The organism is Sulfurimonas sp. (assembly GCF_029027585.1).
Taxonomy (GTDB): Bacteria; Campylobacterota; Campylobacteria; order Campylobacterales; family Sulfurimonadaceae; genus Sulfurimonas.
In genome coordinates this window covers 1,928,856-1,946,609 of the sequence record NZ_CP093397.1, presented here as the reverse complement: position 1 = coordinate 1,946,609, position 17,754 = coordinate 1,928,856, and the positions used below count along the sequence as shown (strand labels likewise).

Genomic DNA, 17,754 nt, shown 5'->3' with positions numbered 1-17,754 from the left:
TTATGCTCCCACATGTGAGTTATTTGAAAAGTAACTAAGTAAATCTAACTGTTCTAAGATATCCACAATCTTTCCATCTTTTGTTACTACAACTCTATTTGTTGCATTATTTACCATTATAAGAAGCGCATTAAATAAAAAATCATCGGCATCTATACTTACTATCTCTTTTTGTTTAACTAATGCTTCATATATTGTTCTATCTTTTTCAGTCATACAAACTTTATACGAAACTATATCAGACACTTTTAAGCTTAAATAATCATCTTTTGAATTATTATGTCTTGTTACTAAATCTTGTAAAAAATAACTTTGCACTTTTTTACACTGCATAAGCTCTAAAAAGTCATATTTTTGTATCTCATAACAGATAAGGTCATTATCTACCACAAACTTACCTTCACATTTTGAGTATATGAGAGCATCTGCATCAAAACTATCTCCTGGTGAGTAAACATTGTGAACTTCATCGTCAATATACTCAGTGACACAACCTTTTATAATGATATAAAAAGCTATAGAAGGAAGTTTTTTAGACATAAGTAGCGTTCCAATTGGATAATACGCTATATCTATCTTTGTCATCAAATTATCTAACTCATTTGAGTTAAGTGTGTCAAAAGGACGGATAGATTCAACTAGTTTTCTTTGATCAAGTATGCTCATAATATTCCTGTTTGACTTCTGATAAACTGTGCTTCAAAAGCCATTCTTTCATCTTGTGCTTCATCTGAAGTATCACTAATAGAAAAGAACCAGATAGAGAGAAAGGCAGCACTTACAGAAAAAAGTGCTGGATACTTATATGGAAATATAGCTTGTGCATTCCCAAAAATATCAACCCAAACAATAGGACCTAGTATAACAAGTAAAACCGCCGTAGCTAAACCAATAGAACCACCCAAAACAGCTCCTCTTGTTGTAAGTTTTCTCCAGTATATTGAAAGGAAAAGTATAGGGAAATTTGCAGATGCTGCTATAGCAAAGGCAAGACCAACCACAAAGGCAATATTTTGATTTTTAAACATAATACCCATCACAATCGCAACACCACCAATAGCAACAGTAGCATATTTTGAAACTCTTATCTCTGTCATGTCATTTGCCTTTCCATATTTGAATACAGATGCATAAAGGTCATGGCTAATTGCGGATGCACCTGCTAGCGTTAAACCTGACACAACTGCTAAGATAGTAGCAAAAGCAACCGCAGAGATAAAACCTAAGAAAAAGTCCCCACCAACAGCGTGACTTAAGTGGATTGCCGCCATATTGTTTCCACCTAGTATAGGAAAGCCTGAGTTTACAGCTTGACTAACAGCATCTAGATAATTTGGATTTTGATAAACCATAACAATCGCACCAAATCCAATAATAAAAGTTAGCACATAAAAGTAACCTATGAAACCTGTTGCGTAAAAAACAGACTTTCTAGCTTCTTTAGCATCTTTAACTGTAAAAAATCTCATAAGGATATGTGGTAAACCAGCAGTCCCAAACATCAAAGCAACGGCTAAAGATATAGCAGATATAGGGTCAGACACAAGTCCTCCAGGGCTCATGATAGCCTCTCCTTTTAACTCAACAGCGTGAGCAAACAAAGAACCAAAGTTGAAATCATGATGTGCCATAACAGCTACAGCCATAAAAGTAGCACCTGAAAGAAGTAAAAAAGCTTTTATGATTTGAACCCAAGTAGTGGCGAGCATACCACCAAAAGTTACATAAAGCACCATCAAAACACCAACTAAGATAACTGCTACTTCATACTCTAAACCAAAAAGGAGCTCTATGAGTTTTCCTGCTCCTACCATTTGTGCTATTAAGTAGAGTATCACAGTAGCTATGGAGCCAACTGTTACAAGTGTTCGTACAGAAGTTTGAGAGAGTCTGTATGAAGCTACATCCCCAAAGGTATATTTTCCTAAGTTTCTAAGTGGTTCTGCTATCATAAAAAGTATGATAGGCCAGCCAACTAAAAAACCTATGGAGTAGATAAGTCCATCATAACCTTTAAGATAAACAAGCCCAGATATCCCAAGAAATGAAGCAGCAGACATATAATCTCCTGCTATTGCCATTCCATTTTGAAAACCTGTAATCTTTCCACCTGCAGTGTAAAAATCTTTTGTACTTTTAGTTTTGTTTGAAGCCCAATAAGTTATGCCTAAAGTTCCTGCTACAAAAAGCAAAAACATAACTATCGCTGAGAGATTTAAACTATGCATATTTTATAAGGCTTGCTTGATTTTATTTGTTAAATCATCAAACTCAGAGTTTGCTCTTAAAGTATAGATGCCAGTTAAGACAAAAGCAAAAACGATGACAAAGATACCAACAGGAATACCAATAGTTGTAACAGAGTCGCTAGAAATGGGTGTTGCTAAAAATGATGGAAAAAATGCGATAATAGTAATAAAAGCAAAATAAACTAAAAGCATAGAAACGGAGAGTTTTATAGAAAAGCTAGTTCTTTTAGATACTAGTTCTTGATAATGAACATTATTCTTTATCTTGTCAACTAGTTTTTGATTCACAGTATTTCCTCGCATCAATGATAAGTTTATATTTTATCATCTGAGTGCTTAATTAAAAGCACTCAAAGAATAAAACAGGATATTCAACTCTTTAAAGAATAGATATGAAGCTATTCTTTAAGAGATATAAAATTCTAGAGTTTTCTAGAAAGTGTAGTTAGCTATGAATCTGTACTCAGACCAATCACGAGTTTCACCCGTAGTTTTGTCACTCCAATCAGTTACATAGTTTCCACGAAGACGAAGTTGTAAGTTTTTAGCAAAACTTGTGTTATAGATAATATCAAAACCTTTTTCAGTTGTGCTATCAATAACTTTTACTGTATTATTATAGTAACCATTGTTTTTATCTAAATCAGTTTTAATATAATAACCAACAACTTTTAAATCTGGACCCATTTTTTTGAAACTATATGCAAGAACAAATTTCATTGCTTTTGAACCAGCAAATGTCATGTGACGAGTAACCATACCTTGAGTATATATAGGGTAACCACCTGACATTAGAACGATTGCATTAGTTGCAGAACCTTCATTTACTAAATCTGAATCACTGTTAGCACTTGTAGAAGAGTATGCTAAGTAAGTTGTAAAACCAGAAACAGAAAGTCCAGCTTTAAGACCATAATACATACCTTGTAGTTTACCATTAGTACTAAATGCAGCATTTTTAAGTAACTTCTTACCAGCATCACTTTGTTTGATAAACTGAGCTGCTACAAATGGAGAAATTGAACCAGTTTTCATTTTATAAGAAACATCACCATAAATAGTGTTTGAGATATCATGAGAGATATAGTCCCAAAGTTGAATCTTAAGACCTTTAACACCTGTATAAGTAACACCTAAAGTAGTAATACCTGCAGTTTCTTCACCAACAGCATAATCACCAAAGTTATGGAAATCTCCAGGACGGAAACTTGATACAGCAGTATAACCAGCAGTTGCACCAATGATAGAACCACCAGCACCATAAGCATTAGAGAAAGTACCATTTGCCATTTCAGTAGTATGATTTAAATTAAATTTAACTCCATCTAAACTTGTGTTAGTTAAGTTATAAGAAGTATATAGATTTGGAATCATTCTAACATCATCAGCACCCATTAATGGGTTATTGATTTTTTGACGACCAGCAGTAAATGTTGTTTTACCATAAGTATATTTTAAATATGCTTCACCTAAGATAGAATAACCATCAGCATCAGCATTTAATACTGTGTTATTTGGTCCTTTAGTTTTGTCAGTACTCGTATCAGATTCTCCACCTATACGGTTAGTTGTATAAAGTGCAGTACCAAAACTTAAACCTTTATAGTCAGCAGTTTCAAACTTCAACTTACCACCAAGAGCATGTGAGATATTATCTGCATCTACTAATGAACCAGTACCTTCGTTCCATTTAGTATATCTAGCGATACTAAACTCTCTGATTTGACCACTTGCTTTTCCATCTTTAAACATTGTGCTTAAAGCATCATCTGCTGATATAGCGCTAACTGAACCTAATAGTGCAACAACTACTGCACTTAATACGATATTTTTCTTCATATATTTCCCTTTTGAAATGAATTTACTCTCAAATACTAAAAGACAAACATAGCATTAACATAGCAAAATTGCTATTTTAGGCAAAAGTATCTATTTTTCGGTTGTTTGGGAAGAAAAGTAACATTTTGGTAACATAATTTAAGCTATCATGAACTCAAATCTTTTTTAAACTAAGGCTTATCTATCATATACCCCATACCACGGACATTGACCAGTACATCTTCTTGTAAAAACTTTTTGAGTCTGTTTATTTCTGCTCTTATGGTAGCGTTGTCTATGATGTTTTCATCCCAAACATAGATGCGAAACTGTTCAAAATCAACTACCATGCCTCTGTTTCTTGCAAGAAGGTCTATGATTTGTGATTGTTTTTTGGTTAGGACTTGAGGTTCGTTGTTAAAAAGAAGTAAACTATGCTCTTGGTCATAACTATAATTTGCTGAGAGTCTAAGATGCACCCTAGGAGTTTCTTTATCTACTTTTACTCTATCGATGCGAAGAGTTAACTCTTTTAAATGAAATGGTTTTTTTAAGTAATCATAGCAGCCAAGATTGTAAGCTCTTGAAATATCTTCTATATCTACTAAAGCACTTATATATATAGAAGGAACATGGATTTTAAGTTTATGAAGTTGTTCTAAAAAACTAAGCCCATCAATGCCAGGAACATTGATATCTAGTATAAGTAAATCATATGAGTTTTCTTTTATGGACTCTAAAGCATCTAGCCCATCTAAAAAACTATGCATCTGGTGTCCAACAGCATCTAGGTATTCACAGATGGATTCATTTAACATTATCTCATCTTCTAAAAGTAGTATTTTCAATTACTCTCCCATCATTTTAAATCTGTACTTAAATATAGTGCTAGCATCACTTGAAGACAAAGATATTTCCACCTTTTCTTCATCGCAAATAGTTCTAATAAGTCTAAGTCCTATACCAAAACCACTATTTGTTTTTTCTTCTTGATAGTACTCATCAAACACCCTTGAAGTATCTTTGATGATTTTTGATTTTGAACTCATAGAAAAATCAAGGTATGCTCCAACTTGAACTAGCCTTACATAAACTATTTCATTTGGAAGTGTGTATTTTATAGCATTTGTGATTGTGTTGTCAACTATGCGTTGAAGTTTTGTACCATTAAAATAGATGTGTGCATCTGGCGCATCTGTAATATAATTAAACTCAACTCTTGAATGCCCAGCAACTTCACTAAAAAAATCAATGCGTGAGCTAATATAATCATGAAAATTGATAACAATTTTTGGGTATTCTATTTGATCTTTTTTAACTAAGTAACTCAAATCATCATAAATATTAAAAATATTTTTAACTGCTGCTTCTATCTTTGATAGTTGTCTATCTTTTGGATGCTTCATCACATAAAGTTCTATGGAAGTTAAAATCACGCTTAGTGGCGTGTTTGTTTCATGAACAGTATATCTTAAAAACTCTTTATGTGATTTTACCAAATCTTGAGAAAACTTCTTCTCTTCTTCTAGGTTTTTATTTATGCGTAACAAATCAGCAGTTTTTGTTTGAACTCTATCTTCTAAACTCGTATTCATATCTTGAAGTGCATACTTTTGTGCGTTAATCTTCTCAACCATTTTGTTTGCATAACCAACCATGACTTTAAAATCTTTAAAAAATATAGCATCTGGGTTTATTACTTGGTCATTATGGGCAGCTTGTTCAAAGAAGTCCAAAAAAGTTTGGGTATCTTTATTTAAGAGTTTATTAAAAAGGTTATTTAATCCTAAAAAAAGTGCAAAAAGTATGAAAGAAAGGGTTACAACAACTAAAACAGTTTTTATCATTAATGTTTTTAATTTTTTATGTTTTTGCTCTAAAATATCTTCTTGAGATAATAGGTTTCCATCTACTATATAACTCTGTTCTAGTGCGATTTCATAGTCTTCATACATTTCAGCAGTTAGCAAACCAACAAAAATCGTACTAAAGAAAAACATAATTGTAATAGTAAAAACATTTGCTTGTCTTGTTGTTACATTTGCATAAACTGAACTTAATCTCATGCTACCATTATACTAAGATTTATAAAATTTAACTATAATTGCATCACTAAAATTTAAAGGTATAAAATGTTTGGAACAACTGAGTTAAAAAAATACGATTTGAGTGCTGATGAGTTAGCAAAACTTCAATGGGCAAAAGTAACTACAAGTAAGGGTATTATCTGGTTAAAACTTTTTCCAGAGCAAACTCCAAATACTGTTGCAAACTTTGCACATTTAGCAAACACAGGTTTTTATAATGACCTTATTTTTCATCGTGTTATCCCCGGTTTTATGGCTCAAGGTGGTTGTCCACAAGGAAGCGGAATGGGTGGACCAGACTGGGCGATAGAGTGCGAAACAGCACAAAACACATCTAAGCACACAAAAGGAACACTATCTATGGCTCACGCAGGACCAAACACAGGTGGAAGTCAGTTTTTCATAACTTTTGTTCCAACACCACATTTAGATGGTGTTCACACTGTTTTTGGTGCGATTGATGAAGATGACGCTGAAAGTTTTGCAGTTTTAGATAGCGTAGAAGATCAAGATGCTATCAATAGCATAGAAGTTTTAGAGAGTAACTAATATCTTCTCTCGTAACACCTCTCCTTGGGTGTTACATATCACTCTTCTTCTTAGGAAAAAATATGAAAAAATATATATATTTAATTACACTTAGTATAAGCTTATTTTTTTCGTCATGCTCACAACAAATACCACAAAAGCAAAACCTAGAATTCAGCTCTTACCCTGTACACTTTCTTGGATTAGTAAGTGGCGCTAACTGCACGATGAAGTATCAACTTGATTTAATATCAAAAGATAACTACTACTTAAGAACAGTATGCTTTAAAAATTCCAAACCCAGCAAATCTTCTGATGACATAGGGAAGTGGCTAATTGATGATAAAAATACAATAGTGCTTAGTGGCATAAAAGAATCCCCCAAATATTTTTATATTATCGATAAAAAAACCATAAGCTCTGAACTAAATCATAAACTTGAAATATCACTTACTGCAAAAACTCTTGAACCAAGAGTTCTTTTAAGCGGAATGTATAGCTATATGGCTGATAGTGGGATTTTTCAAGAGTGCATAACTGGTATAAAATTTCCAGTAGTTTTTGAAGATGAAAATATAGCACTTGAGCGGGCTTATCTAAAAAATATAAGCATTGCTGGAGAAAAAATTAAAGTTCACCTAGATGCACAGATTTCATCACGAAAAAAGGTAGATAGCAATGATAAAATAGACAATATTATTGTAAAAAAATTCATTAAGATTATCCCTAAAGAACGCTGTAAAAACTCATCTTCAAAAGCAAAACTTGAAAATACTTACTGGAAATTGACAACTGTAAATAACAAAGCCGTAAACAAGAGCTTAAGAAGAGAAGCTCATATGATTTTAAACGATGGTAAAATCAAAGGCAACGCTGGGTGCAATGGCTTAGGAGGAAGTTACAAACTAGATGGAGATAAAATCTCATTTAGTGACAAGGACATAGCTATGACAAGAATGTTTTGTCAAGACTCTCCTGAAATAGACTTTATCAAAGCTTTAAAAAATATGCACACTTATAAAATACAAGGTGAATACCTCGAAATATTTGACAAAGATGGACTTAAACTAGCACGCTTTGAATCTGTCTATCTTTACTAAAATTAGCTAGTTTTTAGAACTACTCCTACACCTCAGGAAAGGTGTAGCAAGAAGATGATAAACTTCAAAAAATACAGGAGAAACCTATTTTAGTACATATTTGCTGTAGTGTTGACTCACACTTTTTTTTAGAAAAACTACAACTTGATTTTCCAGATGAAAAGCTAACAGGCTTTTTTTATGATCCCAATATTCACCCATATTCAGAATACCAGCTAAGACTTCTTGATGTACAACGCTCATGTAACAAACTTGGTATTGAAGTGATTGAAGGTGAGTATGACTTTGAGGCTTGGCTAGAAGCTGTGAAAGGTTTAGAAAATGAGCCTGAAAAGGGAAAAAGATGTGAAGTCTGCTTTGATAAACGCTTTGAAGTAAGTGCAAAAAAGGCCCTTGAATTAGGCGAGAAAAAAATCACTACGACTCTTTTAGTAAGTCCACTTAAATCTCAAGAACAACTAAAACAAAGTGGCAATGCTTTTTATGAAAAATATGGTGTTGAGTTTATAGCGGTTGATTATAGAGCAAAAGGCGGAACACAAGACCAAAGTAGAGTTACAAAAGAAGAACAACTTTATCGACAAGACTATTGCGGATGCATCTATGGTTTAACGATGCAAAGAGAACAACAAGACCGTTTAATGGATGAGATGTTTTCTCCTATTTCTGCTCAAATATTACCAGCATCTATTGAAGAACGCTTAGAGATGTACAAAAAAAGAATGCAACTTGAAGATGAAGGTAAAAAATATAAAATAATTAAACAAAAGTTTCTAAATTATAGACAATTTTCTCTAAGAGTTACAGAAGATAAAAATACAAATATCCCTGCTTATGCTCTATCTTATTCAACTTTACCAAGAAAAAAAGTTCAAGGAAACAGAGTAAAAGAAGAAGTAATTTTAATAACTTTAGATGCTTTCAATATTGCTTCAAAACAAGAATATAAAAACATAACAGAGCTTATATATAATCCCCCTACTTTTGATGAAGAACTAAAAATAAAAGAGCATCTAGGCTCTTGTGCTTATGACTTAAGTCCAATCATCATACTTAAAGAAATCCCAACAAAAAAACTCACCATAGAGTTAGAAGCTCTAACTTACGAAGATGTAAAAGAAAAACTAATCATAATCTAATCATTTTTTAGCTAAAATAACCAAAATTATTTATAAGGCTATACCTAATGACTATGGATGTTATAGAAATACAAAAAATTATACCTCATCGTTACCCTTTTTTACTGCTAGACCGTGTTACTGACCTTGTTCCAAAAGAGTCAATTGTAGGCTTTAAAAATGTAACTATTGGTGATAATATTTTTCAAGGTCACTTTCCTGGACACCCAATATATCCTGGTGTTATGATTTTAGAAGGTATGGCTCAAGCTGGTGGCATTTTAGCTTTTAAAAGTATGGGTGATATGACAGAAGAAGAAGTAGCTTCTAAAGTTGTTTATTTTATGAGTATAGACAAAGCAAAATTTCGTAAACCTGTAAAGCCAGGAGATAGATTAGAATATCGTATAAGCGTTATAAAAAACAAAGGTAGCATCTGGGTACTTGATGGAAAAGCTTTCGTTGATGATGTTTTAGTTTCTCAGGCTGAATTAAAAGCTATGATTGTTGATAAATAGGAAAACTGATATGTCACAAATTTCCCCCCTTGCAATAATCGAAGATGGCGCAGTCATAGGAAAAAATGTTCAAATAGACGCTTTTTGTTTCATCTCATCTCAAGCAACTATTGGTGATGGAACAACTATCGCCCAAGGCTCTTGCATCTACGGAAAAACAACTATTGGAAAAAACAATACTATTTTTTCTCATGCAGTTATTGGTTCAATCCCTCAAGATTTAAAATTTGCGGGTGAAGATGTTGAGCTTATTATTGGCGATTACAACAAAATAAGAGAATTTACCCTTTTTAACCCAGGAACTAAAGGTGGCGGTGGAAAAACTATCATCGGAAGTCACAATCTTTTTATGGGTTTCGTGCATCTAGGACATGATGTTATCATTGGAAACCACTGTATTTTAGCAAATGCTGCAACTTTAGCTGGTCATGTTGAAGTTGGAGATTATGCAGTTATTGGTGGTATGACTCCTATTCATCAGTTTGTTCATATTGGTGATTATGCCATGATTGGCGGGGCATCTGCACTTGCTCAAGATGTACCTCCTTTTTGTATGGCTGAAGGAAATCGTGCATCTCTTAGAGGGCTTAATCTAACAGGACTAAGAAGAAACTTATCTCGTGAAGATATAAATGAGTTAAAATCTGCATATAGAGAACTTTTTGAATCAGGAAAACCCCTTAAAGATACAGCAAGTGCACTTTTAGAGAGTACAAAAAATCACTATGTAAATGACTTATGTGACTTTGTACTAAAAACAAAGAGAGGTATTCCATTTGATAGAAAACCAATACAAGAGGATCAATAATGATGAGTAGACATTGTAGTTTTTGTGATGCAACTGAGAGCGAAGAAAATCCTCTTATTGCAGGAAACGGTGTATATATTTGTAAAAACTGTGTGTTTTCAGCATACAAAATAATGTTTGGAGATGAAAAACAAAGTAGCGATACAAATAAATCTGAGCTACTTGAAGCAGTAGATAACTTAATGACTCCTAAAGAGTTAAATAATTTTTTAAGCGATTACATCATAGGTCAAGAAAAAGCAAGAAAACTTTTAAGCGTTGCTGTTTATAACCACTACAAAAGAATCTTTAAAACACATGAAGTTAGTGATGATGACACAGAAATAGCAAAGTCAAATGTTTTGCTAATAGGACCTACTGGAAGTGGAAAAACTCTTATGGCTCAAACTATTGCTAGAGTTTTAAATGTTCCTATCGCTATCACAGATGCTACTAGTCTTACAGAAGCTGGATATGTTGGAGAAGATGTTGAAAATATCTTAACAAAACTTATCCAAGCGGCAGACGGAGATGTTCAAAGAGCGGAAAAAGGTATAGTTTTTATAGATGAAGTTGATAAAGTAGCTCGTATGAGTGAAAATCGTTCAATCACTAGAGATGTATCTGGAGAAGGTGTTCAACAAGCACTACTAAAAATCATAGAAGGCGCAGAGGTAAATATTCCACCAAAAGGTGGAAGAAAACATCCAAACCAAGAATTTACTACTATTGACACTAAAAATATTTTATTTATATGTGGTGGTGCTTTTGATGGACTTGAAGATATACTAAAAAGAAAACAAGGCGACAATATTTTAGGTTTTGGACATGAGAAAAAAACTAAAGATGAGCAAAAACCAACTTATGATATGGTTGAGCCTGATGACTTAGTTTCTTATGGTCTTATTCCAGAGCTTATAGGAAGGCTTCCTATCATAGCTTCACTTCAAGAAATAAGCGAAGAAGATATGGTACGAATCTTAGTAGAGCCAAAAAATTCACTTGTTAAACAGTATAAAAAATTATTTTCTATTGATGGGGTAGACCTATCTTTTGAAGATGAGGCACTAAAAGCAATAGCAGCAAAATCAATAAAAAGAAAAACTGGGGCGCGTGGACTTCGTGCTATTTTAGAAGAAAATATGATAGACATCATGTATGAGCTTCCTGAGTATGAAGGTTATGAAGTTTTAATAACAAAAGATGTAATTGAAAACAACCAAGACCCTGTATATATAAAAAAATCAAATCAAAAAATAGCATAAGGTAAAGTAAAATGATATTTAACAAACTAATAGGACTTTTTTCAAATGACTTAGCAATTGACTTAGGAACGGCCAATACAATCGTAATTTCAAAAGGTCGTGGAATTATTATTAATGAACCCTCAGTGGTTGCAGTTAAAACTGAAAAATTTGGTCATACTAGAGTTTTAGCAGTTGGGCAAGAAGCTAAAGAAATGGTTGGTAAAACTCCGGGAAATATAAGAGCCATTCGTCCAATGAGAGATGGAGTTATTGCTGACTTTGATATGACTGAAAAAATGATTAGAAAGTTTATAGAAAAAGCTCACGGAAGAAGTACTTTAATTAGTCCTAGAATTATTATTTGTGTTCCTTATGGACTTACTCAAGTAGAGCGAAAAGCTGTAAGAGAATCAGCTTTAAGTGCTGGAGCTAGAGAAGTTTTTCTTATAGAAGAGCCAATGGCAGCAGCAATAGGTGCAGGGATTGACATTCGTCAACCACAAGGAAACTTAGTTGTTGATATTGGTGGTGGTACTACGGAGATTGGTGTTGTTTCTCTTGGTGGTCTTGTTTTATCTAAGTCTATTCGAGTTGCTGGAGATAAAATGGATAAAGCAATCGTTGATTATATAAAGAAAAAATACAACCTTCTTATTGGTGAGCGAACTGCTGAAGAGATTAAAATCAACATAGGAACAGCCGTTTCTTTGAATGAAGATTTAACTATGGTAGTAAATGGTCGTGACCAAGTTGAAGGACTTCTTAGTTCCATTGAGCTAACAAGCGAAGATGCTAAAGAAGCTATGAAAGACCCTCTAAAAGAAATTGCCGAAGCGCTAAGAGAAGTCATAGAAAAAATGCCTCCTGATTTATCTGGTGATATTGTAAATCATGGTATTATTTTAACTGGTGGGGGAGCTCTTATTCGCCAACTAGACAAGTATTTATCAGATATTGTAAAAGTACCTGTTTATGTTGCTGATGAACCACTTTTAGCAGTTGCAAGAGGAACAGGTCGTGCACTTGAAGAGATAGACTTATTACAAGAGTTATTTGAGAATGAATAAAGAGCTACTTGGCTTTTTTTCACTTTTTATCGCACTCTTCGTGGGTGCACTTTTTTATACAAACACTATACAAGGTCCATTTATTTCAGTTTTAAACTCTTTTAAAATTGTTTATCATGATGCGACACAAATTATCCAAAACAATATCGATAGACACACTTTTCAAGCCAAAGAAATTACTTTACTCAAAGAAAAACTACAAAAATATGAGAACAATCATCTTGTAATGCAACAGATGGCTTCAGAGGTAAACGACCTCTTTAAAGCAAACAACTCAAAACTAAAAATAAACCCAAAAGTTGAACTAATTAGAACTATCTCTTATGAAAAATTTGGTAATTTAAACAGAGTTTGGATGGAAGTAGAAGACTACAACGCATCTAAAATTTATGGACTTACCTATAATGAATTAGTCGCGGGAATTGTAATAGAAAAAAATTCTAAAGCGTTAGGACTTTTAAATAGAGATATTCAAAGTTCTTACGCCGTTTTTGTAGGAAAAAGAAAAGCTCCTGGAATTGCTCATGGTAACAACTCTAAAAATCTTATAATAAAGTTTATCCCAGCATGGTTTAAAATAGAGATAGGCGATGAAGTTGTAACATCAGGACTAGATAAAATCTTTTTTAAGGGTTTAAAAGTTGGAAGAGTTTTATCTGTTAAAACATCTCAAGGTTATCAAAATGCAGTTATTGAGCCTTATTATAAGGCTAATGACCCAGATTATTTTTATATGATAAGGAGAGTAAAATAAAATATTTATTGTTAATTGTACTTATTTTTTCAACATTAATAGCAAAGGAAGAAAAACAAAAAGTAACACTTGGTCTGGGTCCTTACATCCAGACTCAACCTTACAAAGATGTAGATGACATTGTTATACCATCTCCTGTTATATTTTTTGATAATGGTATCGTTTATGTAAGGTGGAGTAGAGCAGGAATCTATTTTTTAGGTGATAAAACAGATGATTTTGCATGGGGATTATCAGTAACTTTTCAACCAAGGGTTGACGGATATACATCTTCTGATATAGCAGGAATGGACGATAGAAAAAAAACACTTGAAGGTGGAATTGCTTTTAGTTTAAAGATGGATAAAGCATATATGGAAACTATGCTTTTAACTGATGTACTTGACAGATATGAAGACTTAATATTTAAAACTGAAATTGGATATGACTTTGAATTTGAAAAATTTTCAATCTATCCAAGTGCAATTATAGTTTACCAATCATCAAGCTTTATAGATTATTATTATGGTGTAAAAAAAGAAGAAGCAACTCGTACTAACTTCGCCAAATACTCGCCAAATGGTGGACTGCAACTAGGAATGCAAACTTATATTAAGTACCCCTTTACAAAAGAAATATCCGCACTTATCAATCTAAGAATTGACAAAATAGCTAACGAAGCTACTTCTAGTCCTATCGTAGAAGAAGATTATATCTATTCAGGATTATTTTCACTTATTTATACTTTTGAGTATTAATTAAGTGCCTTTTGGCTATAATCTCTAAATTTTTAAAGATATTTTCAAGAGGTAAAAAATGCCAAAACGCACCGACATAAAAACTATTTTACTTATAGGCTCAGGTCCGATTATCATCGGTCAAGCTTGTGAATTTGACTACTCAGGAACTCAAGCCGTTAAAACTTTAAAAGAGCAAGGCTATCGCGTAATTCTTATAAACTCAAACCCTGCAACAATCATGACTGATCCAGAATTTGCTGATAGAACTTATATAGAACCAATCAAAGAAGATGTAATTGCAGAAATCATCAAAAAAGAAAATGTTGACGCTGTTCTTCCAACTATGGGTGGACAAACTGCACTAAATGTAGCAACTTCTATGTATGAGAAAGGGATGCTTGAAGGAATAGAGTTTTTAGGTGCAACTCCAGAGGCTATTCATAAAGGTGAAGACCGTTCAGCTTTTAATGAAGCGATGATAAAAATCGGTATGGACTTACCAAAGAGTAAGAATGCATACACTGTTGAAGAAGCTATCCTAGCTGTTAAAGAGATTGGTTTTCCAGTAATCTCTAGAGCTTCATTTACACTTGCAGGTGGTGGTTCTGGTGTAGCATATAACATGGAAGAGTTTAAAAAACTAGCAGAGGAAGGTCTATCTGCTTCTCCTGTTGGTGAAATAGAAATTATGGAGTCCATGCTTGGCTGGAAAGAGTATGAGATGGAAGTAATCCGCGACAAAGCTGACAACTGCATCATCGTCTGTGCAATTGAAAACTTTGACCCTATGGGTGTTCATACTGGAGATAGTATAACTGTTGCTCCTGCTTTAACACTAACAGATAAAGAATACCAAAGAATGAGAAATGCCTCTTTTGATATTTTGAGAGAGATTGGTGTTGATACTGGTGGATCTAATGTTCAGTTTTCAATTTGTCCTAAAACAGGAAGAATGATAGTAATCGAGATGAATCCTCGTGTATCTCGCTCTTCTGCTCTAGCATCTAAGGCTACTGGTTATCCTATTGCCAAGGTAGCTACACTTCTTGCTGTTGGTTATACTCTTGATGAAATTACAAATGATATTACAGGAACTCCGGCATCATTTGAACCTGTAATTGATTATGTAGTTACCAAAATTCCTCGATTTACATTTGAAAAATTTCCTGAAGCTCTAAACACTCTAAGTACAAGTATGAAAAGTGTTGGTGAAGTCATGGCAATAGGAAGAACTTTTAAGGAGTCTATTCAAAAAGCTCTTTGTTCACTAGAAACTGACCTTTGTGGGTTTGATGAGATAGACGCAACAACAGAGTTTGTAAAACATGAGATTCGTCGTCCAAATGCTGATAGAGTTCTTTATGTTGCAGAAGGTTTTAGGCGAGGAATGAGCATAGAAGAGATGTTTGATACTTGTCAAATCGACCCTTGGTTTCTTTACCAACTTTATGAAATCATAGAAGATGAAGGTAATATTACAGACAAGATTTTATTTAATTCTGAATTAATGAGAAAAGCAAAAGTCGATGGTTTTTCTGACAAACGAATAGCCCAACTAATAGATAAAAATTCTAAACAAAAAGTTAGTGAAAATGAAGTATATGAAAAAAGAAAAACACTTGGTGTGTCTTTAGAATATAATGAAGTTGATACTTGTGCCGCGGAGTTTGAAGCACTAACACCTTATCTTTACTCAACTACAAATATCACTGCATCTCCAGATGCTAAAAATAGAGTAAGTGATAAGAAAAAGGTTCTTATCTTAGGTGGTGGACCAAATAGAATTGGACAAGGTATAGAGTTTGATTACTGTTGTGTTCACGCTGCCTTTGCTCTTAAAGAGATGGATATAGAGTGTATTATGTACAACTGTAACCCTGAAACAGTTTCAACTGACTACGATACTTCTGATGTACTTTACTTTGAACCAATTGACTTTGAACATGTTAGAGAAGTTATTGAAAATGAACAACCTGATGGAATCATAGTTCATTTTGGTGGACAGACTCCACTTAAACTAGCAGATGCACTTACTAAAATAGGAGCAAAAATTGTTGGAACTCCTTCAAGTGTTATTGACTTAGCAGAAGATAGAGAGAAGTTTTCTGATTTTGTAAACAAATATAGACTTAAACAACCTCAAAATGGCTTAGCACGAACAAAAGAAGAAGCTCCTGCAATCGCAGAGAGATTGGGCTTTCCTGTTCTTGTTCGCCCTTCTTTTGTTCTTGGTGGGCGTGGAATGAAGATAGTTTACTCTCAAGAAGAACTTGCTCAGTATATGACCTTGGCTATCTCTGTTTCGCATGAAGCACCTGTTTTAATAGACAAATTTTTAGACCAAGCGATAGAACTTGATGTAGATGCTATCTGTGATGGAACTGATGTATATATTGGTTCGGTTATGCAACATATAGAAGAAGCTGGGATTCACTCTGGAGATAGTGCTTGTTCTCTTCCTCCTGTAAACTTAAACCAAGAGATGATTGAAAAAGTCGAACAACAAACAAAAACTATTGCTCTTGGACTTGGTGTTATTGGACTTATGAATGTTCAGTATGCGATTTATCAAGATGAGATTTACCTTATCGAAGTTAATCCTAGAGCATCTAGAACGGTTCCATTTGTTTCTAAAGCAACAGGAATGCCATTAGCAAAAGTTGCTACTCGTGTAATGGTTGGAGAAACTCTTAGAAGTTCACTAGAATACTATGACAGATACGATATAGTTGAAGAAAAAAATGGCTTACTAAAACCAAAGCTTAAAGGTCATGTTTCTGTAAAAGAAGCTGTATTCCCTTTCCATAAACTTTATGGTGCGGACTTAGTTTTAGGACCTGAAATGAAATCAACAGGTGAAGTAATGGGTATAAGCTCAAACTTTGGTGTTAGTTTTGCAAAAGCTCAACTATCAGCAGGAAATAAAATCCCAACTGAGGGAACTTGTTTCTTATCTTTTGTTGATAGTGATAAAGTTCATGCTGAAGAAATTGCACGCGGATTACATAAACATGGCTTTAAACTTGTAGCGACTAAAGGGACACAAATCATTATTGAAGAATCTGGGATTCCATGTGAGAGAGTTCTAAAAATCTCTGAAGGTCGACCAAATATTGAAGACAGTATGAAAAATGATGAGATTTCAATGGCAATTAATACTTCGGATAACAACACATCTAAAAAAGATGCAGTAGTAATCCGTCAAGAAGTTTTAAGAAAAAGTATTCCATATTTCACAACTTTAAGTGCAGCAAGAGCACTTATCTTAGCACTAGATGAGATGGGTGATGGTTCATGGACAAGTTCAACTGCACTTCAAGACTTTCTCGCATAAGCGAGAAGGTTGTCCTTTGCCAAAGCGATACTACTGTCGGTTTTTCATCTCAAAATGCTAAAAAACTTCAAGAGATAAAAAACAGGAAACCTTCTAAAAGTTTTATAAAAATTTTTAAAGATTTAAAAAAACTTAACAAACTTGGTCCAAGAATTCCAGAGAAATTTAAAAACTCTTTGCGTCGTGCAAACAAAAGTAGCTTTATTGTAAAAAACATAGCTTTTAGAATAGCCAACAACTCCATAAACTCTCAAATCTTTAGAGATATATCTTGGCATTACTCAACTTCAGCAAACGAAACAGGTAAAAATTTCAATCGTGAATTTTGTGAAGAAAAAGCTGATATAATAATAGAAAATAAAGATGGTTTAAGAGAGCTAAGTTCTTCTTCTCTTTTTAAAATAAACCAAATAAAAAGGAAAAAATAA

At 33.5% G+C, this 17,754-nt stretch carries 17 protein-coding genes; 11 read left to right on the top strand and 6 right to left on the bottom strand.

All coding sequences use genetic code 11. The features are described 5' to 3' along the window. The 6 genes from MOV50_RS10070 to MOV50_RS10045 all read right to left on the bottom strand — a co-directional run bounded on the left by MOV50_RS10070 (window position 1) and on the right by MOV50_RS10045 (window position 6,133). Window positions 1-666, bottom strand: a complete 666-nt coding sequence (locus MOV50_RS10070) for a CBS domain-containing protein (RefSeq protein WP_321777781.1) — start codon at window positions 664-666, stop codon at window positions 1-3. Next, window positions 663-2,228, bottom strand: coding sequence for a cation acetate symporter (locus tag MOV50_RS10065; RefSeq protein WP_321777780.1), 1,566 nt, complete (start codon window positions 2,226-2,228; stop codon window positions 663-665). The genes MOV50_RS10070 and MOV50_RS10065 overlap by 4 nt, the downstream gene beginning before the upstream one ends. A gap of 3 nt (window positions 2,229-2,231) precedes the next feature. Next, complete coding sequence (locus tag MOV50_RS10060; protein WP_321777779.1) at window positions 2,232-2,537, bottom strand: DUF485 domain-containing protein; 306 nt, start codon at window positions 2,535-2,537, stop codon at window positions 2,232-2,234. Window positions 2,538-2,681: 144 nt separating this feature from the next. Then, window positions 2,682-4,088 carry an OprD family outer membrane porin gene (locus tag MOV50_RS10055; RefSeq protein ID WP_321777778.1) on the bottom strand — a complete coding sequence of 469 codons (1,407 nt, stop codon included), beginning with the start codon at window positions 4,086-4,088 and terminating at the stop codon, window positions 2,682-2,684. 170 nt (window positions 4,089-4,258) lie between these two features. Next, complete coding sequence (locus MOV50_RS10050; RefSeq protein ID WP_321777777.1) at window positions 4,259-4,915, bottom strand: response regulator transcription factor; 657 nt, start codon at window positions 4,913-4,915, stop codon at window positions 4,259-4,261. After that, the gene (locus tag MOV50_RS10045) at window positions 4,916-6,133 is read right to left on the bottom strand and encodes a HAMP domain-containing sensor histidine kinase (protein WP_321777776.1); all 1,218 of its coding nucleotides are present in this window, start codon (window positions 6,131-6,133) and stop codon (window positions 4,916-4,918) included. It abuts the gene before it with no gap. A gap of 66 nt (window positions 6,134-6,199) precedes the next feature. On the opposite strand from MOV50_RS10045, the gene MOV50_RS10040 reads away from it, so the two are divergent. From MOV50_RS10040 to MOV50_RS09990, 11 genes are all read left to right on the top strand, one after another. Continuing rightward, window positions 6,200-6,703, top strand: coding sequence for a peptidylprolyl isomerase (locus MOV50_RS10040; protein ID WP_321777775.1), 504 nt, complete (start codon window positions 6,200-6,202; stop codon window positions 6,701-6,703). Between the two features lie 62 nt (window positions 6,704-6,765). Beyond that, window positions 6,766-7,782 carry an META domain-containing protein gene (locus tag MOV50_RS10035; RefSeq protein ID WP_321777774.1) on the top strand — a complete coding sequence of 339 codons (1,017 nt, stop codon included), beginning with the start codon at window positions 6,766-6,768 and terminating at the stop codon, window positions 7,780-7,782. An 86-nt stretch (window positions 7,783-7,868) separates the two neighbouring features. After that, on the top strand, window positions 7,869-8,921 hold the full coding sequence (locus tag MOV50_RS10030; protein WP_321779660.1) for an epoxyqueuosine reductase QueH: 1,053 nt from the start codon (window positions 7,869-7,871) through the stop codon (window positions 8,919-8,921). A gap of 47 nt (window positions 8,922-8,968) precedes the next feature. Continuing rightward, window positions 8,969-9,418, top strand: coding sequence for a 3-hydroxyacyl-ACP dehydratase FabZ (fabZ, locus tag MOV50_RS10025; RefSeq protein ID WP_321777773.1), 450 nt, complete (start codon window positions 8,969-8,971; stop codon window positions 9,416-9,418). Between the two features lie 10 nt (window positions 9,419-9,428). Beyond that, window positions 9,429-10,226: an acyl-ACP--UDP-N-acetylglucosamine O-acyltransferase gene (gene lpxA, locus MOV50_RS10020; protein ID WP_321777772.1), complete on the top strand. Its 798-nt coding sequence runs from the start codon at window positions 9,429-9,431 to the stop codon at window positions 10,224-10,226. After that, window positions 10,226-11,470 (top strand): ATP-dependent Clp protease ATP-binding subunit ClpX, encoded by a 1,245-nt coding sequence (gene clpX / locus MOV50_RS10015; protein WP_321777771.1) that lies wholly within the window; start codon window positions 10,226-10,228, stop codon window positions 11,468-11,470. The genes lpxA and clpX overlap by 1 nt, the downstream gene beginning before the upstream one ends. A gap of 11 nt (window positions 11,471-11,481) precedes the next feature. Then, window positions 11,482-12,519 (top strand): rod shape-determining protein, encoded by a 1,038-nt coding sequence (locus tag MOV50_RS10010; protein ID WP_321777770.1) that lies wholly within the window; start codon window positions 11,482-11,484, stop codon window positions 12,517-12,519. After that, entirely contained in the window at window positions 12,512-13,273 is a 762-nt protein-coding gene (mreC, locus tag MOV50_RS10005; RefSeq protein ID WP_321777769.1) for a rod shape-determining protein MreC, read from the top strand. The genes MOV50_RS10010 and mreC overlap by 8 nt, the downstream gene beginning before the upstream one ends. 8 nt (window positions 13,274-13,281) lie before the next feature. Beyond that, a complete protein-coding gene (locus MOV50_RS10000) occupies window positions 13,282-14,010 on the top strand; it encodes a MipA/OmpV family protein (protein WP_321777768.1) in 729 nt (242 codons plus the stop codon). 58 nt (window positions 14,011-14,068) lie between these two features. Continuing rightward, window positions 14,069-17,326, top strand: a complete 3,258-nt coding sequence (gene carB, locus MOV50_RS09995; protein ID WP_321777767.1) for a carbamoyl-phosphate synthase large subunit — start codon at window positions 14,069-14,071, stop codon at window positions 17,324-17,326. Next, window positions 17,287-17,754, top strand: coding sequence for a Sua5/YciO/YrdC/YwlC family protein (locus MOV50_RS09990; protein ID WP_321777766.1), 468 nt, complete (start codon window positions 17,287-17,289; stop codon window positions 17,752-17,754). Before carB ends, MOV50_RS09990 begins: the two co-directional genes overlap by 40 nt.